Origin of the sequence: Pantoea stewartii subsp. stewartii, assembly GCF_008801695.1 — a bacterium.
GTDB classification, from domain to species: domain Bacteria; phylum Pseudomonadota; class Gammaproteobacteria; order Enterobacterales; family Enterobacteriaceae; genus Pantoea; species Pantoea stewartii.
In genome coordinates this window covers 19,605-39,646 of the sequence record NZ_VZPF01000047.1, presented here as the reverse complement: position 1 = coordinate 39,646, position 20,042 = coordinate 19,605, and the positions used below count along the sequence as shown (strand labels likewise).

The following is a 20,042-nucleotide window of genomic DNA, read 5'->3' as shown; positions in this document are numbered from 1 at the left end:
TTGTTTCAGATAACATAAAATCAATGCGTTACATGCTTGCGTATGACGGTGTTCTGTCTGGCATCAGCGTTTTCTACCAAAACAGTGCAGACAAAACAGAATGATTACCTATTATTCAACAAAGCCGGTCGCTGTGAAGAGGCGATGGAATTCTATTTGCAGGCAACAGGTGGACAGCTGCTGCAAAAAATGACGTTTGGTGATATGCCGGAGCAGGGTGAACAGATTGGCGACCAGTCTGCACCCCCGTTGCCACCTGAAAAAATTATGCATGCGCATCTGCGTATCGGGCAGGGCGAACTGATGATGAGTGACGGCAATCCTGACCAGCCACCGGCGTCAGAGCACGCAGGCTATGCCGTCAGTCTGGCGACCACGGATGCAGAACAGGGTAAAGCCTGGTTTGAAAAGCTGTCGGCAGGCGGGAAAGTGACCACACCGTGGCAAAAAACTTTCTGGTCTGATGGCTTCGCCATGTTTATTGATAAATTCAATATTCCGTGGCGCATTAACGTTGTTAAATCAGACGAGTAATTTGTCGGTGATGCCGTTCAACGACGTTGGATGGCGCATACAACAGCGGCCTTCCCAGGGGGAAGGCCACCGTCAATTACCGTGCCTGTCTTGCAACAAACTGATCAGAAGTTATAGCCAGCCACCAGATAGTAACCCCAGCCCGTTGATTTAATTTCAGACGCGCTGCTGCCAAAACCTAACTCCTGACCGTCTCCCCACTGACCGCCGTTATGGAAGTAACGCGCCACAGCAGAGAAGTGCCAGTGCTCGTAGCCCAGTGACAGGATATGACTGGAGGCAATGGAATTACTGGTACGGATCGGCCCGGTCTTATCACGCAAGTCTGAGCCCCAGTCGAAGTTGGTAAAGCCCACATAGCCCAGGTTACCACCCCACAGTGTGGTGATTGGCACGAAATACTTCACCTTAAAGCGATAGCCGTCCCAGCTGTCTTCGTTCGCAGCACCGTAGTTTTCCCACTGGTACTTGGCATAGACGTTCAGTGACAGACCGATATCGCTGTGCGTATCGATGTCGGTGCCCAGGCCCATGTACCAGGTGTTCTGGCGGTTTGCGCTGTTACGGCCCATATCGTAGATATAGTTGTTGGCAAAATACCACTCTTTAAACGGACCGAAAGCCAGGCTGGTGCCGGTCAGTTTATCAATAGAGAAACGCGGTTCGATTTCCATGAACAGCGGTGAACCGTGGTCGAAAATACCGTTGGCGTTGTTGTTACCTACGCCAAAGAAGTTTGGCAGGTCAACGTAGCCGTAAAAATCAAACCAGTCTTTTTTGGCGAACGCTTCGTATTCCAGATAGACATCGTTATTGAACTGGGGCCCGAAGCGGGTGTGGTAACTGCCCACCACGTTGACGCTCTGATGCCACCAGTCGGAAAGGTACTGGGGATCGTTTTCTGCAGCCTGCACTGCACCGTTCAGGGAGCCTGCCAGCAGGGCACCTGCAACTAACGTTTTAAATTTCATTATATTTGACCACTGGTTTTCATACGCAAGACAATCGTTTGCGTGCTGTTTGGAAATCAATCCCAAAGGTTGGGCAGTAATGTACTCAGGCCGCCTGTTTTAGTTAGCGTAGCGTGCCTGTAACAGAGAGATAGAAAATAGCTTTTGATCACATTTGTCAAAATGTGTTGCATAACAATTCATCATAATTGTGATGATTGTCACAATATAGGGTTGTGGCGAACGGAACCAAGCAACCGTTTACGTTGTCGGATTCCGAATCGATCGGCAGGAATCAGGGAAAGGTGACGCGCACCTGAAAACCGCAGCGCAGGCCTTGTGCGTCCCGACAGTTGGCAAGGGCAACGTCGATATGGTGTTTCTGGGCGACGCTGCGCACGATAGACAGACCTAAACCGCTGCCCTGCGCTTTAACGTCGGGTGAACGGGCAAAGCGATCGAATGCGCGTTCAAGAAAGGATTCCGGTACACCCGGACCGTTATCAACGATGTCGACAACGGTTTGTCCCGCCACACGATGCAGCAGCACATCGACCATGCTGCCTTCAGGCGTATGTAACATCGCGTTGCCAATCAGATTATCAAACAGGCTGCGAAGTTCGGAACGCCCGGCCTGCAGTCGATAGTGCGTGGTGCCGCTAAAGCCAATGTCGATACCGCGTTTATCCGCCACAACCATGAGCTGTTCAATACTCTCTTTCAGCACATCTTCCAGATCGATATTTTCGAGGTGCGCGACGACTGACTGATCTTCCCAGCGCGACATATTCAGCAGTTGAGTGACCAGATGGCGCGTGCGGGTCACACCTGATTCCAGTTGAGCGAACTGACGGCTGGCCTCGCCGGGTTGAATGTGCTGACGCAGATTTTCCAGTTGCAGCGTGACGGCGGTGACTGGCGTCCGCAGTTCATGAGCGGCATCTTCCATAAACTGACGTTGTGAAGACCAGGCGGCACGCAGTTTATCCAGTAAGGAGTTGTAGGCCTCAACCAGGGGCTGAATTTCGTCGGGCAGCCGTTCCGGCGATACGCTGTGGGGATGGTGCGCATCCTGGGCGGCGATTTCTCGCGAGGCAACGCGCAAATCCCGGGTGATCTTGCGCACGACCAGCCAGATGACCAGCAGCGACAGCGGCATCATCAAAATCAGCGGAATAATCGCCGATAGCGCCCGTCGCACCATCATCTCTTTCATGTAGCTCAGGTTCAGCATGACCTGAATAGTTTTAATCTCACTGCCTGGCTGACCGGAACGGGTGTAAATACGCCATTCACAGTCGCGGCAGTCACCTATCTGCACGTCTTTGTAGCCATTTTCCGGCTGTAAGGGCGCATGCAGCTCTGGCCATGAGCTGGATCGTAACCGGCCCTGCGCATCCCACAGCTGAATGACAAAGGCACTTTTGATCTTATGCGCAGGCGCAATCACCGGCATCAACGGGGGGATTTCACGGTTAACGGACCACGCATCGGCCAGCTTGGCGAGCTGTTCGTCCTTAATGACGCCAACCATTTCGCCGTAGCAGTTAAAAAAATACCAGGCGACGCCACCAATCATCAGTAAATGAATCAACAGCAGGGTACTGAGTAATTTATTTCGTAATGAACGCATAAAGATTTTCATATTGCCGGTACTCGCCAGCCCAGCCCAGCCCACGCACGTTGCGAATCACATCATTATCCAGCTTGCGCCGCATCCCGTGGATAAGAACGTCCACGGCATTGCTGCTGACTTCTTCGCCCCAGCCGTAGATACGGTTTTCCAGCTGTTCACGTGACAGAATGGCACCGGGCCGCTCCAGCAGAGCATAAAGCAGGGCATATTCCCGGGCGGTGAGCTGTTCACGCTGCCCTTTGTACAGGACTTCGCGGGTCAACATATCCAGTTGAACATCGCCGCTGCCCAGCACCGAATCGGCAGAACCATGGTGGCGTCGGGTGATCGCGCGCATACGGGCCATGACTTCCTGCAGATCAAAGGGTTTGAGCAAATAGTCATCTGCCCCGTAATCCAGGCCCTGTACCCGCTGAGCGACCGTGTCGCGTGCGGTCAGAATTAATACCGGTGTGGCATCACCGCGCCCACGTGCGCGTCTGAGTACCTGCAACCCGTCGTCGCGAGGCAGACCGAGGTCAAGCAGCACGCAACTGTAACCGCCTTCGCTCCAGGCATTGTGCGCATACACGCCATCGCGTACCCAGTCGACAGACCAGCCCGCGGCTTCCAGCGCCTGCTGTAAATTGGCACCGATCATTTCATCATCTTCAACCAGCAACACGCGCATGGATGACGTCCCCCAGAAAAATGACCCCAGTGTAGCGCTGGATTATTAGCGCAGAATTATTGCTGTTACCAGCCTCAGCACTCTTACCGCACTTGCCGGGAAGGCGACAAAACCTGGCGTCGGTGCAGGCATGGAGCGCTTTGCTAATTCTGCGCTAATTTTCCGCTAATTAAGGGATAAATTTAGCGCGCTAAAGTGTGTTCCTGCACATCTGCTTTAACCAGGAGAACACCATGAATCAGCGCGAGTTTATTCGTAGTTTGCTGGAATGGATAGAAAGCAATTTAGGACACGATCTGCATCTGGACGAAGTCGCCCGCCGGGCGGGCTATTCCCGTTGGCACTTACAGCGTTTGTTTCGCCAGCACACCGGTTTCTCACTTGCCGAGTACATCCGCCAGCGCCGCCTGACCGAATCGGCCCTGACGCTGCTCAACAGCAATGAAGCGATCCTGCAGGTGGCGATGAACTACGGCTTTGATACGCAACAGGCCTACACGCGCACCTTTAAAAACTATTTTATGATGACGCCCGGCCAGTTACGACGCCAGCGCCGTGTTGAACCGGATCGCTTGTTGTTTCCTCTCGCCATGGCCAGTTAGTCTCTGTATGGACATTGCCATCCTGATCGCTTGTGGCAATGTCCATACATCGCCCGCGCGATGTTCTGCCTCCTTTCCGCCGTGATGTTGTCAGCTTTCCTGACGTTCCTTTATGCTTAACGCCTGATACATGGCGCGCCTGCCATGTTGCACCCGGCGGCAGCATGCCGCGATCTCCGCAGGAAGCCCATGAATAACAGCGATAACCTCATCGCCATGATGGTGTTTGCACGCGTGGTTGAACTAAAAAGCTTCACAGAAGCCGCGCGCGTACTCGGCGTGTCAAAATCCCACATCAGTCAGGAGATCGCCGGACTGGAACAACGGTTGGGGATCCGTTTACTGCAGCGCACCACCCGCAGGATGACCCTGACCGAACTAGGCCAGGCTTACTATCCCTACTGCGTGCGCATGCTGGATGAAATGCAGCGGGCAGAGGCGTTTGTTCAGGAGACGCATCAACATCCCGTTGGACATGTGCGCCTGCAGGCTCCCGTTACCTTCGGCTGTCAGTGCATCGTTCCCATCCTCAGTCGCTTTCTGCGCGATCATCTGCACATCAACGTCGACCTCAGCCTGACGGATAACAACGACGAGACGATGGACGAAGGCGTGGATGTCGCGGTTATCATCCGCGCTCATGCGCCACGTCAGGGCAATTTCCGGGTACTGAACGATATCCACTGGGGGCTGTATGCCGCCCCGGCTTATCTGGCGCAGCATCCTGCTATCTCGCATCCTCGCCTGTTACCACGCCATGATTTATTGATGTTCCACGGTCCGGCACATACGGCTGCGCTGCCTTTTCGCCGTGATAAACAGCGCCTGGCGGTGGATGTCCGCAGCCGCTTTCGCGCTAACAACAGCATGGCTTTGCTGAATGCCGCGCTGGCAGGCACGGGTATTGCCTATTTGCCTTCGTACATGGTGCAGGAAGCCTTGGCGCAGGGCACGATTGTGCAGGTGCTGTCAGAGTGGCAGATGGATCGCTTGCAGAGTTACCTGCTGGTGCATCAGGACAGTCTGGCGGTTTCCGCGGTCAATCTGCTCTGTGATGTGCTTATCAGCCAGCTCAGTGGTCGCTGATTGTTGCAATACAGCAACAAACTATGCCAGCAGACAAATATCCCGCCCTCACTGTTGTTGTCTCGTGACCATTGGTAGCCTGAATCCCTGAACATAAGGGGGATATCGCATGGCAACCGCGTCGGAAGCACCTGACTCTGAACACTGGCAACGCAACTTGTGGGTTTGCGTATTCGGCTCCTTTACCACACTGGTAGCGATGACGCTTCTGCTGCCGTTTTTGCCGTTGTATGTGCAGCAGCTTGGCGTCAACGCACCCGCTGCAATTGCGCGCTGGTCGGGCATCGCCTATGGTGCCACCTTCTTCAATGCGGCCTTAACCGCGCCGTTGTGGGGGAAACTGGCCGATCGCTACGGACGTAAGCTGATGCTCATCCGCGCCAGTCTGGGCATGGCAATAGCCATGGCGCTGACGGGCATGACGACGGCGGCCTGGCAACTGGTGGCGCTGCGTTTACTGGCGGGATTACTGGGCGGTTATGCCTCCGGTTCGACCATTTTGATTGCGGCACAAACGCCCAAAGCGCACACCGGATGGGCTCTGGGTGTGCTGGCATCCGGCATGATGGCCGGTAACATTGTTGGTCCGCTGCTGGGTGGCGTCCTGCCGCCGCTGATAGGGATCAGAGCGACCTTCTGGCTGATGGGGGCGATCATCTTTGTGGCCTTTCTGGCGACGACCTTTTTACTGAAAGCGCGGCCGCCGGTGCGTAAATCCGACCAGGAGCTGTCTCAGCCGGTAGACGACCTGTCGCCGCACAAGCTTGTTAACGTCATGCTGATGTGGCTCTCAGGCATGCTGCTGATTTTTGCCAACATGTCGATTGAGCCGATCATTACCCTGTATATCGGCCAGTTTTTACATGAGCAGCATGCCATAACGCTGATGTCGGGTGTGGTCATGGCGGCAGCCGCGCTGGGCAGCATTCTTTCCGCGCCTTATGCCGGCAGGCTGGCCGACCGTATCGGCCACTGGCGCGTACTGAGTGGCGGATTGCTGAGCTGTGCGCTGTTACTCATTCCGCAGGCGTTTATTACCGACGCCTGGCAACTTCTGCCTCTGCGCTTTTTGATGGGGCTGGCGCTGGGCGGATTGATGCCCTGTATTACCGCCATTATTCGTCACACTGTTCCGGCCACGCAGGTGGGGCGGATGCTGGGCTATTCCACCTCGGCGCAGTATATCGGGCAGGTAACGGGGCCGGTGTTCGGCGGGTTTATTGGCGGCGCATGGGGCATGCGGCCCGTCTTTCTGGCGACCAGCCTCGTGGTGGGCGTGTGCGCCTGGCTAAACTGGCGGCAGGGCAGAAAGGGCGGAAGGTTGGCATAAAAAAGGCGGACCGGAGTCCGCCTTGTTTTTACAGGTTCAGGTTATTTCTGGTCCGGCAGTGCATAGGCAATGACATAATCGCCCAGTTTGGTACCAAATGAACCATGGCCACCGGCAGCAATCACGACGTACTGCTTACCGTTAACTTCATAAGTCATTGGTGTCGCCTGACCGCCTGCTGGCAGACGCGCCTGCCACAGCAGCTCACCGGTATCGGTGCTGTAAGCACGCAGGTAGTTATCGGCAGTTGCGCCAATAAAGAACACTTTACCGGCTGTGGCGACCGGGCCACCCAGCATTGGCATACCCATTTTGAATGGCAGCGGCACTGGCGCACTGTCACGAACGGTACCAATACGTTGCTTCCAGACGACCTTATTGGTTTTCAGGTCAACCGCCGATACATAACCCCATGCAGGCTGTTTACAGGGCAGACCAAACGGTGACAGGAACGGATTCAGTTCCACGCCATACGGCACGCCGTACTGCGGCTGAATACCGGTTTCGGTACCCGAACCGCCTGTTGCGCCGGCTGGTGGCTCTTCCGGGTTACCCGGTCCGCGCGGAATCAGCTTGGACACAAACGGCAGTGCCATTGGGTTGGCAATCGCAATCTGACGATGCGGATCGACCGAAATCCCGCCCCACTCAAACATGCCCAGGTTACCCGGGAACACCAGCGTACCTTGCTCAGAAGGCGGGGTGAACGGACCTTCATAGCGCAGGCGTTTGAAGATCACGCGGCACACCAGTTGGTCGTACATCGTGGCGCCCCACATGTCCTTGTCCGTCAGATTCTGTTTTGGACGGAAGGTCAGTTCAGAGTAAGGCTGAGTCGGAGAGACGTGGTCGCCTTTTGCGGCACCCTGCGGAACCGGGGTTTCGGGGGCCGGTACAACGGTTTTACCGGTACGGCGGTCCAGGACGAAAATGTTCCCGGTTTTCGCTGGCGCATAAATCACCGGCACGGTGTTACCGTCTTTATCGGTAATATCGGCCAGCGTCGGCTGCGACGGCAGATCCATGTCCCACAGATCGTGATGCACGGTCTGATAAGACCACACCAGCTTACCGGTGGTGGCATTCAGGGCCAGGACGCTGCTCGCATAACGCTCCTGCTCTGGGGTGCGGTTACCGCCCCAGATATCAGGCGTTGTCACGCCCATAGGCAGATAAACGATATCCAGTTTCGGATCGTAGACCGCAGGTGCCCAAGAGTTTGGCGAGTTCATGGTGAACGTGTGTTCATCCGCCGGAATCGCGTTGGGATCTTTCGCACCCGGATCAAATACCCACAGCAGTTTGCCTGTATTAACGTCAAAACCACGGATAACGCCGGATGGCTCACGGGTTGAGAAGTTATCGGTCACCGCACCCGCCATCACGATGGTGGTGTCGGTAATCACTGGCGGAGAGGTCGGCTCATACATGCCAGGCGTAGTGACCGGCTGTTTGTGCTGAAGATCCTGCTCACCGTTATTACCAAAGGCCGGGCAACGTTCACCGGTTTCCGCATCCAGTGCAAACAGGCGACCATCGTTCACAGGCAGGTAGATACGACGCGAGCACAGCGCAGGCTGCGTATTCGCGGCATCTTTAGCTGCCGGGAACTCGTGGTAGGACACACCACGGCAGGTAACATGCTGGAAGGTTGGGTCAGTTTTCAAACCGGGATCAAATTTCCATTTCTGCTTACCCGTTGCCGCATCCAGGGCGAACAAAATCTGGTGAGGTGAGCAGAGATACAGCGTGTCGCGGATTTTAATCGGCGTCACTTCATCGGTGATTTCACCGGGATCGCTCGGCTTTTTCATATCGCCGGTCTGGAACTGCCAGGCAACCTGCAGCTCTTTCACGTTATCGTGATTGATCTGCTTCAGCGGTGAATAGCGTGTACCTTGCTGATCGCGTGCATAAGCTGGCCAGTCAGCATCGGCAACATTGCTCAACGGCTGAGCCTGTGTCGCCGTATCTGCTGTGGCAGGCACGGCGCCGTTAACAACCTGCGGATCGTTAAAGACGGCATAGGCTAATACGACTGCACTGGCCACCAGGGCAACCGCCATCGCACTCAATGGGCCTTTGCCTGGGCGATAAAAGACCCGGTAAACAAAAGGCAACACCAGCCAGACGCCAAAAATGACCAGGACATCGGTGCGAGGTACCAGCGCCCAGAAGTCAGTACCGACTTCCCAAACGCCCCATGCCAGGGTCGCCAGCAGCAGTAATGCATAGACCAGCAGCGCAGCACTGTTTCGACGCCAGAGCAGAAAAGCGGTAAGCAGCATAGCTGCACCACCAATGATGTAGTACCAGGAACGGCTTTGTTGAATAATAGGTAATCATTCTGTTTTGTCTGCACTGTTTTGGTAGAAAACGCTGATGCCAGACAGAACACCGTCATACGCAAGCATGTAATGCATTGATTTTATGTTATCTGAAACAACCGTTTTCATAGTACCACAGCATAAAATCCATTTATTCAACAAAGCCACCAGGAACCACCAATCGTGGCTAACCAGATACCACCAATTAACATGAACGCACCCGTTAGCACGGCGAACAGCACCGTTAAAAAACGGACCACGCTAAAGGATGAGGAGTTTTTCCCCATAATGTTGACCTCGTTTCGTTGCCATAAAACACAAGAAAACAATCAGATAGATTGTTTTCAGTCATAAAGTACAAAAGTTAAAGGCATTCTTAATTAGGCTCTTCCGTTAAGCTCGATGATCCAGATGTGTTAAATGTTATAGCAAAATTGGTATGAGTTTTGATTTTTTTGGCTTAAAACTCTTAACAACGCACCTAAGGCAACACTTTAGAAGGGGTTAATGGTTCATCTCGATATGATCCATTACTAATCGAACGCAGGAAAGGTTAAAGCGTAAAAGGAATGAGATCGCCCGATAAACGGGCTTTGTTGAATAATAGGTAATCATTCTGTTTTGTCTGCACTGTTTTGGTAGAAAACGCTGATGCCAGACAGAACACCGTCATACGCAAGCATGTAACGCATTGATTTTATGTTATCTGAAACAACCGTTTTCATAGTACCACAGCATAAAATCCATTTATTCAACAAAGCCCCTTAACGATTCAATTAAGAAAGGAAAACTAAATTTCCGATAGTTGTCATTAAAGAAGGTTTCACTCAGGACAATTGCGGAAAAGGGAAAAGATTCGACTAAATGCCACTCTGCGCCAGGCGGTGCGAAATCAAAAAGCCAGAAAGCATAGGTGTTAATTAATTCCAGTAATCTTTCCCGGTAAAGCAAAAGACTGTGATAATTAATACCAATACGCACCCGTGAATCCTGCAAAGGTAAATAACGCGCAGGCTGATTCATCTGTTCCTTTAACTGGCGATCGCACAGCGGAATAATCATTAATGCTGCTTCAGTTGCAAGGTGATTGTGTAATGAAATAATGTTGTCGTCATTAAGTATCATTTTCTCAGGACGTGCAAAGTCCGCATTGGGAAGATGATAGCAAATACCGGCCACCTGGCTCGTGACGTGATGAATAGGCTCAGTAATATAAGGGTTATATAAGCTATTTTTCATTATCTCTTCGAAACGTTTTTTATGTTTGCTGTGCGTTATATTTTTTCATTAACAAAGTGAAGTACGGCAATGAATATACGCTATTCTGTTGGCAAACACATTATCTCACTCTTCTTATTAGGCATTCATTTAACTTTATATGACATCTAATTATAACGTTGAATGGTTTTTCCAGACGTGATTACTGCACGCATGTTAATTTAGCAACACGCGATAACTTTACGAAATCGGGAAAGTCCGCAGTTAAGATTCACAGAATAAACTGTCGTGTTTTTGCCTGACTTACCGCTTCGGTTATGGCTTTATTTTCTCCTGGCTAAAGTTAGCAGCAGAGTTATCGGTTTTTTTTATCGTTCGCACGTAATTATGATTGTGATAATCGTGACAGAAAACGCGACCAGATTGCTAAATAGCGGGACGAATTGAGGGGCGTACGAAACGGTATGGCACGCCGGACAGGGCGGGTACAGGCGTTTTCCTCAACGCCCGAAGAAACCGGGCTGTGGCTGACTGGTCCCTGACGCCGCAAGGCGCGTGCAGCGCCGAATGGCCTGCTTACAGGAGCCACTCTGAATGTGGCTCCTGTAAGCAGGCAGCCACACTGGCGCGCCTCAGCGTGAACCTGATGAAGGCGTCGCAGGTGCGGAGCGTCGTTCACGCACAGGCTGTCAGCAACCTTTCGTGTCGGCGGGCAGGCTGGTAAGAAACGGTACGTTTCCCTTTGCCCTAAAAAAAAACCGGCCCAGAGGGCCGGTTTGAGTGAGGTACCAGTCAGTGATGCTAGCGATCAACCTGATGCTCTCGGGGGAGAAAAGATCAGGAGGGAACTAAGGCGTTCCCGTTTTTCCCAGGTTGGCGTCAAAATTTTTCCAGCTTTCGGTCAGATCGATGACGCTGCGGGTTTTGCGCGCTTCGTCAATCTTAATGGCCGTCAGGCCCGCTTCCAGTGCATCGATCACAGAAACTTTTAGCGGCGTGCCCTGCTTAATATGTTTCACGATCTCTTCAGCCATCAAGGCATCGGCCCCGTAGTGGCCATCGTAGGCATTACCGTTATAGATGGTTTCAACCTCTTTTTCGCCGGTACGTGCGTTGTGCACGCGGAAATAGTTACGGACAAAATCGCCCTCGGCCATGCCGTCAGTCCCGATCACGCAGAAGCGACGGAACTCGTCCGGGACATTCAGGTTGGCGTGAAAGGCGAGCGTCGCGCCACTGGCATATTCAATCAGGGCCGTCTGGTAATCGACGATGTCCGCATCGCTGTCAAAGACCGCGTCGGTACTCGCCCAGCCACTCGGTTTAGTATGGTAAATCTCAGACTGCGCATTCACTGCGCCCTGCGGCGCATGTTGCGGTGTAAAGGATTTGCGTCCACCAAAGCTGGCAACCCGCACAGGACGTTCCTGCATTAATCCCTGATAGAGATCGATGTCGTGACAGCATTTTTCCAGAATATAGGGGCCGGCATATTTTTCCAGCCTGCGCCAGTCGCGCTGAAAGAACGCGCCATGGTAAGGCTTGATATGCTCAGTGGCTTCAATGGAGGTAATTTCACCCAGTCGACGATCGTCCCGTGCGGCCAACAGATCGTGGTACAGCGGTGAATAACGCAGCACCAGCCCAACCAGGATTCGGTCTTCACCGTACTGGCGCACCAGTCTTGCCATCGCCATCGTCTGTTCTTCATTGATCACTACAGGCTTTTCCGTAAATACGGTATAACCTGCTGCCAGCGCCTGCGTGACATGCTCAAGATGCATAAAGTTTGGCGAGCCCACCAGCAACAAATCAAAGCCGCCGTGCTGCAGCAGCGCGTCAATGGAGTCAAACGCCTTGCCGGGATCGATACCAAAACTGTGCAGATTCGGCAGCCCGGCAGGTGCGGGATCGCAATAGCCTACCAGCGAAAATGCGGGATCGGCTTTGTGAAACTCTTTAACCACGTGAGAAAGACGAAAGCCGAGACCAATAATGCCTACTTTCATGGGAAACCCCTGATCCTGAGTTCTGACAACGGTAATCACGCCGCTGACCGGACGTTATGGTTGAGATGCTGACCACCAACTTATTACGATGGAAAAAGTAATGTCAATAACGGGTTGTGTGATTTGCGTACGTATTTTTTGTTATTTAGATGATTTTAAATAAAAAATAGTTATTGCTTTTTCCCTATATTTATTTGTTATTGCGATTTAAGTTTTTTTCACCTATCGTTCGCAGATTACAGAATCGAGATGAGTTAAGGCGGGAGGAAGCGCGTGCAATCACACTATCTCCTTGGTATTGATGGCGGCGGCACCCAGTGTCGCGCACGGTTAACCGACAGCGAGGGCACGCTCCTGGCCCAGGCTGTGGGCGGTCCCGCTAACGTCTGGTCACAGTTCGATGCCGCACTGAACAGCGTTGAACAGTTAATCGCGGCGGTGCTGTCTCAGGCCGGCCTGGCCCCCGAGGCGCTGTCTCACACGTCGCTGGTAGCCGGTTTAGCAGGGGCTAATGTGGCCTCCGTTCAGGCACGTCTGGCACAATGGCAGCCAGACTGCGCGGCCCTGCAGGTCGTCAGTGATGTGGAAATCGCCTGCGCCGGTGCGCATGCTGCGTCACCGGGCGCGGTCTTTATTACCGGCACCGGGAGCCAGGGCGCGGCATGGGATGGCGAACGCTTTACGCTGCTGGGCGGCTGGGGATTTGCGCTTTCCGACCAGGGATCGGGCGCTGAGCTTGGTCGACGGGCACTGCGACTGGCGCTGCTGGCGCATGAAGCCATTGTTGAACGTACCGCATTGACGCACAGCCTGATGGCGCGTTTTGATCACAGCCCGGAATCCATGCTGCTGTGGACGCGCGATGCCATGCCGGCCGACTGGGCGCGCGTGGTGCCCGAGGTTTTCGCCGCAGCACATGCAGACGATCCTCATGCTACCGTCTTACTGCGGCAAACCGCTCACGATATTGGTTTGATGGTGAATCGTCTTTCCGCCATCAGTCAGGGGCAGGTTGCGTTAATGGGCGGGCTGGCAACCCCGATTTTGCCCTGGCTGGCAAGTGATGTGCAGGCTCGCCTGGTCGCTGCGCAATACGATGCGCTGGACGGCGCATTAATGATGGCACGATCAAATCTGAGGACTTTATGATCGCTCCCAACGTCACCGCGCGCATTCTGCGACTGATTGTGGAACATGCGCCCATCAGTCAGTCTGACCTGAAGGTTCGCAGTGGACTCAGTATGTCGACCGTTTCTCAGGCGACCAACCGCCTGCTCGCCCAGGGCATTGTGCAGGAGCTTGGCCTGCGGCGGGTGTCAATGGGGCGGCCTAAAACTTTGCTGGGGCTGAATCCCGATCGCGCCAGCGTCATCGGAATCCAGCTGAATGCCGAACGTAACCTGATCGTCATGACGGATCTCAGCGGCAATTTGCTGGGGGAACAGCAGATGCCTGCGGGCGCGATCACGCCGCGTCAGTTAGGCGACGCACTGGCCAGGTTTTTACGCGGTGTTGAAGAAAAACACGTCGGTGCGATTGGCCTGGCCCTGTCCGGTTTAGTCGATGCCGAAAACGGCTACTGCATCCGGTCTAAAGTTCTCGACTGGGAAAATGTCCCCATTGCGCAGCTACTGGAAACGCGCTTTTCTCTGCCGGTCTTTATCGAAAACGATGCCAACGCGATGGCGATGGCAACGATGGTCTTTGGGCAACTGGGTCATGCACAGTCTGCCGTTATCGCCACGTACGGCAAAGGCATCGGTGCGGGCATCATTCTCAACCGGCGACTGTACCGTGGACGGCACGGCAAAGCGGGCGAAATTGGCAATGGCCTGGTCGGTGATGGCTCGATGCGCCTGCTGGAGGATGTGGCCTCGTCCCGCGCCATTCTGCAACGTGTGGCGCAGGATGAGGAGGGCGGTCCGTTAACGCTGCAGGCGCTTGATCAGCGTCCGACGTCCGATGTGCTGGCGGCGCTGGAAGAGGCCGGTCGTGAGCTGGGAATTTCACTGGCAAACCTGTCGGTCGCCTACGATCCGGATATCGTTTATCTGGCTATGGAGCCGCATATGGCCTCGCGTATTCTTTTAGACCATATCACCCAAAGCTTTCAGGCCTATCGTCTGAAGCTTACGCCTCATATGACACCGCTGCAGTTTCTCACCGAATCCAACCGGATGTGGGCCTTGGGCGCGGCGGGTTTCGCCGTGAACATGCTGCTCGACCTGCTGGCTGCACAGGCAGACGAAGAACCGGTGACCTGACGAGGGGCGCGCAGGCCGCTGGTATGATGATGCGGCCTGCACTGGTGAAGCTGGAAAAGTCATCTGACGGCGCCGGGGCGCCATCCGGTTTAGCGCAGACGCTGCCCCTGCTCATCAAACAGCAGGCAGTGATCGGTTGACAGTCCCAGCCTGACCGCCGTCCCCAACTCACGTGGCTGAGCCTCACGTTCTTCTACCACCAACATCTGTTCAATGCCCACATCCAGATAAAGGTAGCTGGTATGGCCAAGCATTTCGGCAAAGGACAGCGTTCCGCTAAATTGCTGTGCAGATGGTGTGGCGGCAGCGGGCTGAATATGTTCAGGGCGAATGCCCAGCGTTACGCGCTGACCTTCATGGCAGGGCGCCTCAATCTTCAGTACCAGCTGCGTGATGGCGAGATCAGGGACGGTTAACTGCACTTCGCCCTGACGCGTCGCCGTAATCTCAGCTCGCAGGAAATTCATCTTCGGTGAGCCAATAAATCCGGCCACAAACAGGTTGTCGGGATCGCTGTACAGGCTCAGCGGCGCGCCCACCTGCTCAATCTTGCCTTTACGCAGCACGACGATGCGATCGGCCAGCGTCATCGCCTCAGACTGATCGTGAGTAACATAGATCATGGTATTGCCCAGTGAGGCATGCAGACGGGCGATTTCAATGCGCATCTGCAGACGCAGTTCGGCATCCAGGTTGGACAGCGGCTCATCAAACAGGAAAATGCGGGGATGACGAATGATGGCCCGGCCAATGGCGACGCGCTGGCGCTGACCACCGGACAGTGCGCGCGGCAGGCGGTCTAACAGTTCTGTCAGGTGTAAGCGCGCGGCGGTCTGTTCAATGGCCTGGGCAATCTCCGCTTTTGATTTCTTCATGACCTCTAACGGATACGCCAGATTGCCGCGCACGGTCATATTGGGATAGAGCGCGTAAGACTGAAAGACCATGGCAATGCCGCGTTCGGTGGCAGGCTGGCGGGTCATGTCTTTGTCGTCGATGAGCAGCTTTCCGTCCGTAATCTCTTCCAGTCCGGCGATCATGCGTAGCATGGGTGGATTTGCCACAGCCGGAAGGCCCGACAAACACAACAAACTCGCCGCTGTTTATGGTGAGATCGACCCCGTGAATCACCCCGATGTTGTCATAGGATTTCTTAACGTTCTGTAAGCGCAGGCTGGTCATAAGCTTCCCCTGATCAAAGTAACTGGCCCATATAGATGGCGTTGCTGCGCAGGATATGGCTGAATCCCAGGCGTTGATAAAACGCGCAAACCTGCTCATTTTGCAGGCTGACACCCAGATGGACACCGCGCACACCCGCGTTGCGCAGGGCTGCCAGTTCATGTTCGATCATCCTGCGCCCCCAGCCGCCCGCCTGAACGGGCGGCAGAAGATTGATATGCAGATGGGCAGGCCACTGCGTCACCAGCGCCTGTGCGGCAGGCTCAGGCTGACGGATACTGTCAAGAATCTTGCTGTCGTAAGGGGCGACAGGTGTGCGATCGCGGTATTTCTCCTGCAGCCGGGGCCACCAGTCGCGTGCAAGCTGCGCTTCAAAGGCGACGGTATCCGGTGTGGCAACGACATATCCCATCACCTCACCGTCAACCTCCAGCACAAAGGCAAAATTCGGGGCAAAGCGTGCATAGGGCACGGCAAAGCGCTGCCCGGGATACTCAGGGTCGGAATAGCAGTGACTGGCATCTTTTCCAGCATTGGCCGTTTCCAGACAAATACGGTAGAGCGCGGGATAATCCGACTCGGTCGCCGGACGAATGACACCTTGATTCACCATCGTCATTTCTCACAGGTCAGTCATTGAACAATCTCACGTTAATGAAAGCTGACTTAGTTTTCAAGATGGAATAATTACCGTGCTGTCAGTGGGCTTCCCGTTATGCCCGCGCTCTGCCTGACCAGACCAGTCTCCGTGCGCCCTTGTGGCGTGCTACCGCAAGGCCTGCGCGGATTACCCGTTTAAATTAAAAGTTAAAAATGTGAGCGTCATAGGATTTTCATATTTTTTATCAGCAGGTTATTACGTCATTTTGGCGGTGGATTATTGTGCTGCTGCGGAAAAGATCAGCATGAATATTACGCTGCATTTCTTTTTATCACCCCGCGCTTATTCGGATAAGCGGGCTGCCAGGTTGATTTTTTGCGCAGGCTCACAACCTGGCAATTCCGCCGGCCCGGTGTTTGACTTTATTTTTTTATTAAAGTAACTATGAATGAGAAGGTGAGTTATGCGGCTTCAGTCTGCGGGAGTGCAGACCGTGTGAAGAAAGGATGCCCGTCCTCTATTGGAGAAAGTGAGCATGATGTCTGATTCCTCAGTTCGTTCCGTTTTCGCACGTCGGTTCGTAGCCTCCTGGCGGCGGGCTTGCTGATGGGCAGCGTTGCGCATGCCGACAGCAAAGTCACGCTGAATGAGTGGGATATCTATACGTATCCTCAGCAAACGGCGGCAGTCGATGAAGGCATTAAAGAATTCACTCAACAAAACCCCGGCATCGTCATTAATCGCTCCGTGCACTCTTTCGAAGATACCCGAATTCCACTGAAGCTGGCGTTAACCGCAGGTGAAGGGCCGCAGATCGCACAGGTGAACCAGGGCGGCGGCGATATGGGATCGCTGGTAAAAGACAAACTGCTGCTGCCGCTGGACAGCTATGCGGCCGAGTACGGCTGGACCAAACGCTTCCCGGACTCCATTCTGAAGCGTAACCGCTGGTCTGACAGTGGTCAGTTTGGCAGCGGTAAGCTGTACGGTGTTGCCAGCCTCGGTGAAATGGTCGGCCTGTATTACAACAAAGCGCTACTGGATAAAGCCGGTATTGCGGTGCCGAAAACCCTGAGCGAGCTGGAAGCCGCCATGGCAAAACTGAAGCAGCAGGGCACGCCGCCAATGATGTTAGGTCTGCTGGACGGCAATATGGGTCAGCAACTGCTCAGCACCTTGTGGGAAGCGCAGATTGAAAGTCACGATCGTAAAGCGCTGGATGACCTGATTTATGACGTGGGCGGCACGTTCAAAGATGAAAAGCTGATTAAGGCCGCCACGATGATGAAAGGCTGGGCCGATAAAGGTTACCTGTTCCCTGGCTATCAGGGCATTGGCCACGATGATGCCGCCACGCTGTTCCAGAACGGTCAGGCGGCTTTTCTGGTCAGCGGCACCTGGTATCTGGGCCAGTTTAAAGACAATAAAGATATTCACTTTGCCGCGATGCCGGCGGGTGAGGGTGTGAAGCAGCCGTTGATGGTCGGCGGGACTGACCTGGCCTTCTCGATGACCAGCATGGCAAAAACCAAAGCGCAGCAGGATGCCTCAGCCAAATTTATCAACTATATGGTGTCAGACAGCATGGCAAACCGCTGGCTGAGTGTGGGCTTCCTGCCCGCCAGCACCAGTAAAGACGCAAAAATCCCGGCCGACAATCCGCTCTTAGGCGAGGCCTATCAGGTCTGGCTGACGCTCAATGCCTATGACGGACTGGGTCACTATGTGGACTGGGCCACCCCGACGATGAACGCCGAACTCAATCAAAACGTACAGCTGCTGCTGGCGGGACGACTCACGGCGAATCAGATGGTCACTAACTTCGATAACAACTATCAGCGTTATATAAAAACCCTGAAACACTAAGCCGGGTGCCCGGCAGCATATCTGCCGGGCCTGAATGTCGATCTCACTACGACGAGTACGGTTATGTTGAATCAAAGCAGTTGGCGCAATTTTCTCTATCTTCTTCCAGCCGTGCTGGTTTATGGACTGTTTCTGTTATTGCCGCTGCTGGCGTCACTGGGAATCAGTTTTACCGAATGGGATGGCATATCCATGCCGGTTTTTGCCGGCGTCGCTAACTACCTGCGCATGTTCAGCGATCCGGTGTTCTGGATTGCGCTGGGCAACAACGCCATCCTGATGCTGTTTTATACGCTGCTGCCGATCAGCGTCGGACTCCTGCTATGCAGCTTTTTGTATGAAACCCGCAACAATACCGAGCGCAGCGTGCTGCGGATTCTGTTCTTCCTGCCCTATATCATGCCGATGGCGGTGCTGGGCGTGGTCTGGCGCTGGCTTTATAAGCCGGCATTTGGCCCGATCGATCAGTTCCTGCGTGCTGTCGGTTTGCCGCAGCTGGCAATGTCGTGGCTGGGGGATTTTACCTGGGCACTGCCTGCCGTGGGCATGGTGGCCACCTGGTACTTCTTTGGCTTCTGTTTGGTGCTGTTTATGGCGGGCCTACAGCGTATGGACCCGTCCCTGCTGGAAGCGGCCGATCTGGATGGCTCGTCGCGGCGGCGTAAGTTTATGCGCATCACGCTGCCGGGCCTGCGCCCGGAGTTGCGTATCGCGCTGCTCCTGACGGTGATTGCCAGCTTAAAAGCCTTTGATCTGGTTTATGTGATGACCCAGGGCGGGCCGGGCACTTCCACGATGGTCACCAATATCTTTATGTATAAGCAGGGTTTTGATCTGCACTACTTCGGCTATGCCTCATCGGTTGCCGTATTCAGCATGATGATTGTGCTAGGGATTAACTACCTGATTCATCTGGCCCTGAAGGAGCGTTACTGATGAAAAGCACTCCGGTTATTTCTCGTGCGCTCATCTGGGTCGTGGCGTTGCTGACCATCATGCCGTTTCTGATGGCGTTTATGACCTCATTTAAGACTCAGATAGAGCTGTTTCAGGGCGTGTTTACGCTGCCTGCGTCACTGAATATCAAAAATTACGTGACCGCCTGGCAACAGGGGCATTTTAACGTTTACTTTATGAACTCCGTGCTGGTCGTGATTCCGGTGGTGCTGTGCAGTATTTTGCTGGGTATTCTGGCCGGATTTGGCTTTGCCATGCTGAAAATCCCCGGTAAAAAGCTGGTGGCGGCGATGCTGGCGCTGGGCATGGTATTACCAAGTGAAGCCTTTATCATTCCGCTGTATCACGAACTGCACTGGATGGGATTAACCAATACCACTCTGGCCCTGATCCTGCCGCAAATTGCGCTCTCGTTGCCCTTTACGACGCTGATGATTGCCAGCGCCTTCCAGCAGGTTCCGAAAGAGCTGGTTGAAGCGGCCGTAATGGATGGTGCGTCGCGCGTCAAAATCCTGTGGGGCATTTTAGTCCCGGCTATCTGGCCGACGATCTCCACGCTGGCCTTGCTGCTATTTATCTGGACGTGGAACGAATTTCTTATCCCGTTAATTCTGGTGAATAAAGACGAACTGCGTACCCTGCCGATTGGCATGATGTTTTTTCAGAATAAAAACACCATCGATATCCCGGTACTGATGGCAGGGGCGATGATCGTCATTATGCCGCTCATTCTGGTGTTCCTGTTCTTCCAGCGCAAATTCATCAGTGGCGTGACCGAAGGCGCGGTGAAATAACCCCACCAGGTCACAC

17 protein-coding genes and 2 pseudogenes are annotated in these 20,042 nt (G+C 54.0%); 10 read left to right on the top strand and 9 right to left on the bottom strand.

Translation table 11 applies throughout. The features are described 5' to 3' along the window. Positions 1-42 precede the first annotated feature (42 nt). Entirely contained in the window at positions 43-534 is a 492-nt protein-coding gene (gene yjdN / locus F7Q90_RS14980; RefSeq protein WP_071988797.1) for a VOC family metalloprotein YjdN, read from the top strand. Between the two features lie 104 nt (positions 535-638). Here yjdN and F7Q90_RS14975 read toward each other — a convergent pair whose 3' ends face one another. The 3 genes from F7Q90_RS14975 to F7Q90_RS14965 form a co-directional block, all read right to left on the bottom strand. Beyond that, entirely contained in the window at positions 639-1,505 is an 867-nt protein-coding gene (locus F7Q90_RS14975; RefSeq protein WP_006121691.1) for a nucleoside-specific channel-forming protein Tsx, read from the bottom strand. A gap of 274 nt (positions 1,506-1,779) precedes the next feature. Then, positions 1,780-3,129, bottom strand: a complete 1,350-nt coding sequence (locus F7Q90_RS14970) for a sensor histidine kinase (protein WP_006121690.1) — start codon at positions 3,127-3,129, stop codon at positions 1,780-1,782. After that, positions 3,098-3,790 (bottom strand): response regulator, encoded by a 693-nt coding sequence (locus tag F7Q90_RS14965; protein WP_006121689.1) that lies wholly within the window; start codon positions 3,788-3,790, stop codon positions 3,098-3,100. Before F7Q90_RS14965 ends, F7Q90_RS14970 begins: the two co-directional genes overlap by 32 nt. Before the next feature lie 233 nt (positions 3,791-4,023). On the opposite strand from F7Q90_RS14965, the gene F7Q90_RS14960 reads away from it, so the two are divergent. From F7Q90_RS14960 to F7Q90_RS14950, 3 genes are all read left to right on the top strand, one after another. Next, positions 4,024-4,392 (top strand): helix-turn-helix domain-containing protein, encoded by a 369-nt coding sequence (locus F7Q90_RS14960; protein ID WP_006121688.1) that lies wholly within the window; start codon positions 4,024-4,026, stop codon positions 4,390-4,392. Between the two features lie 189 nt (positions 4,393-4,581). Then, positions 4,582-5,478, top strand: a complete 897-nt coding sequence (locus F7Q90_RS14955) for a LysR family transcriptional regulator (RefSeq protein ID WP_006121687.1) — start codon at positions 4,582-4,584, stop codon at positions 5,476-5,478. A gap of 109 nt (positions 5,479-5,587) precedes the next feature. Further along, on the top strand, positions 5,588-6,808 hold the full coding sequence (locus F7Q90_RS14950; protein ID WP_006121685.1) for an MFS transporter: 1,221 nt from the start codon (positions 5,588-5,590) through the stop codon (positions 6,806-6,808). A gap of 41 nt (positions 6,809-6,849) precedes the next feature. On the opposite strand, the pseudogene F7Q90_RS14945 reads toward F7Q90_RS14950, so the two are convergent. From F7Q90_RS14945 to F7Q90_RS14935, 4 genes and pseudogenes are all read right to left on the bottom strand, one after another. Next, positions 6,850-9,126: pseudogene (locus F7Q90_RS14945) on the bottom strand (glucose/quinate/shikimate family membrane-bound PQQ-dependent dehydrogenase); the annotation flags it as partial. A gap of 164 nt (positions 9,127-9,290) precedes the next feature. After that, positions 9,291-9,422: a hypothetical protein gene (locus F7Q90_RS27635; protein WP_257789145.1), complete on the bottom strand. Its 132-nt coding sequence runs from the start codon at positions 9,420-9,422 to the stop codon at positions 9,291-9,293. 460 nt (positions 9,423-9,882) lie between these two features. After that, positions 9,883-10,374, bottom strand: coding sequence for a hypothetical protein (locus tag F7Q90_RS14940; protein ID WP_006121683.1), 492 nt, complete (start codon positions 10,372-10,374; stop codon positions 9,883-9,885). 827 nt (positions 10,375-11,201) lie between these two features. Beyond that, complete coding sequence (locus F7Q90_RS14935; RefSeq protein WP_006121682.1) at positions 11,202-12,362, bottom strand: Gfo/Idh/MocA family protein; 1,161 nt, start codon at positions 12,360-12,362, stop codon at positions 11,202-11,204. A gap of 273 nt (positions 12,363-12,635) precedes the next feature. Here F7Q90_RS14935 and F7Q90_RS14930 point away from each other — a divergent pair, with 273 nt between their 5' ends. Continuing rightward, complete coding sequence (locus F7Q90_RS14930) at positions 12,636-13,511, top strand: BadF/BadG/BcrA/BcrD ATPase family protein (RefSeq protein WP_006121681.1); 876 nt, start codon at positions 12,636-12,638, stop codon at positions 13,509-13,511. Beyond that, positions 13,508-14,626 carry an ROK family transcriptional regulator gene (locus tag F7Q90_RS14925; RefSeq protein WP_006121678.1) on the top strand — a complete coding sequence of 373 codons (1,119 nt, stop codon included), beginning with the start codon at positions 13,508-13,510 and terminating at the stop codon, positions 14,624-14,626. Before F7Q90_RS14930 ends, F7Q90_RS14925 begins: the two co-directional genes overlap by 4 nt. Positions 14,627-14,715: 89 nt before the next feature. On the opposite strand, the pseudogene F7Q90_RS14920 reads toward F7Q90_RS14925, so the two are convergent. After that, positions 14,716-15,808 (bottom strand): annotated as a pseudogene (locus F7Q90_RS14920) (ABC transporter ATP-binding protein). Between the two features lie 13 nt (positions 15,809-15,821). Next, a complete protein-coding gene (locus tag F7Q90_RS14915; RefSeq protein ID WP_006121677.1) occupies positions 15,822-16,421 on the bottom strand; it encodes a GNAT family N-acetyltransferase in 600 nt (199 codons plus the stop codon). Between the two features lie 145 nt (positions 16,422-16,566). Here F7Q90_RS14915 and F7Q90_RS14910 point away from each other — a divergent pair, with 145 nt between their 5' ends. The 4 genes from F7Q90_RS14910 to F7Q90_RS14895 all read left to right on the top strand — a co-directional run bounded on the left by F7Q90_RS14910 (position 16,567) and on the right by F7Q90_RS14895 (position 20,026). Further along, positions 16,567-16,851, top strand: a complete 285-nt coding sequence (locus F7Q90_RS14910; protein WP_039339039.1) for a hypothetical protein — start codon at positions 16,567-16,569, stop codon at positions 16,849-16,851. A gap of 164 nt (positions 16,852-17,015) precedes the next feature. Continuing rightward, positions 17,016-18,275: an ABC transporter substrate-binding protein gene (locus tag F7Q90_RS14905; RefSeq protein ID WP_080577473.1), complete on the top strand. Its 1,260-nt coding sequence runs from the start codon at positions 17,016-17,018 to the stop codon at positions 18,273-18,275. A 63-nt stretch (positions 18,276-18,338) separates the two neighbouring features. Then, entirely contained in the window at positions 18,339-19,211 is an 873-nt protein-coding gene (locus F7Q90_RS14900) for a carbohydrate ABC transporter permease (RefSeq protein ID WP_006121676.1), read from the top strand. Next, the gene (locus tag F7Q90_RS14895) at positions 19,211-20,026 is read left to right on the top strand and encodes a carbohydrate ABC transporter permease (RefSeq protein WP_006121675.1); all 816 of its coding nucleotides are present in this window, start codon (positions 19,211-19,213) and stop codon (positions 20,024-20,026) included. Before F7Q90_RS14900 ends, F7Q90_RS14895 begins: the two co-directional genes overlap by 1 nt. Positions 20,027-20,042 lie beyond the last annotated feature (16 nt).

Excerpts from the sequence above, each read along its gene's own strand:
- yjdN (WP_071988797.1), top strand. The coding sequence starts at position 43 with ATGACGGTGTTCTGTCTGGCATCAGCGTTTTCTACCAAAACAGTGCAG.
- F7Q90_RS14975 (WP_006121691.1), bottom strand. The coding sequence starts at position 1,505 with ATGAAATTTAAAACGTTAGTTGCAGGTGCCCTGCTGGCAGGCTCCCTG.
- F7Q90_RS14970 (WP_006121690.1), bottom strand. The coding sequence starts at position 3,129 with ATGAAAATCTTTATGCGTTCATTACGAAATAAATTACTCAGTACCCTG.
- F7Q90_RS14965 (WP_006121689.1), bottom strand. The coding sequence starts at position 3,790 with ATGCGCGTGTTGCTGGTTGAAGATGATGAAATGATCGGTGCCAATTTA.
- F7Q90_RS14960 (WP_006121688.1), top strand. The coding sequence starts at position 4,024 with ATGAATCAGCGCGAGTTTATTCGTAGTTTGCTGGAATGGATAGAAAGC.
- F7Q90_RS14955 (WP_006121687.1), top strand. The coding sequence starts at position 4,582 with ATGAATAACAGCGATAACCTCATCGCCATGATGGTGTTTGCACGCGTG.
- F7Q90_RS14950 (WP_006121685.1), top strand. The coding sequence starts at position 5,588 with ATGGCAACCGCGTCGGAAGCACCTGACTCTGAACACTGGCAACGCAAC.
- F7Q90_RS27635 (WP_257789145.1), bottom strand. The coding sequence starts at position 9,422 with ATGGGGAAAAACTCCTCATCCTTTAGCGTGGTCCGTTTTTTAACGGTG.
- F7Q90_RS14940 (WP_006121683.1), bottom strand. The coding sequence starts at position 10,374 with ATGAAAAATAGCTTATATAACCCTTATATTACTGAGCCTATTCATCAC.
- F7Q90_RS14935 (WP_006121682.1), bottom strand. The coding sequence starts at position 12,362 with ATGAAAGTAGGCATTATTGGTCTCGGCTTTCGTCTTTCTCACGTGGTT.
- F7Q90_RS14925 (WP_006121678.1), top strand. The coding sequence starts at position 13,508 with ATGATCGCTCCCAACGTCACCGCGCGCATTCTGCGACTGATTGTGGAA.
- F7Q90_RS14915 (WP_006121677.1), bottom strand. The coding sequence starts at position 16,421 with ATGGTGAATCAAGGTGTCATTCGTCCGGCGACCGAGTCGGATTATCCC.
- F7Q90_RS14905 (WP_080577473.1), top strand. The coding sequence starts at position 17,016 with ATGGGCAGCGTTGCGCATGCCGACAGCAAAGTCACGCTGAATGAGTGG.
- F7Q90_RS14900 (WP_006121676.1), top strand. The coding sequence starts at position 18,339 with ATGTTGAATCAAAGCAGTTGGCGCAATTTTCTCTATCTTCTTCCAGCC.
- F7Q90_RS14895 (WP_006121675.1), top strand. The coding sequence starts at position 19,211 with ATGAAAAGCACTCCGGTTATTTCTCGTGCGCTCATCTGGGTCGTGGCG.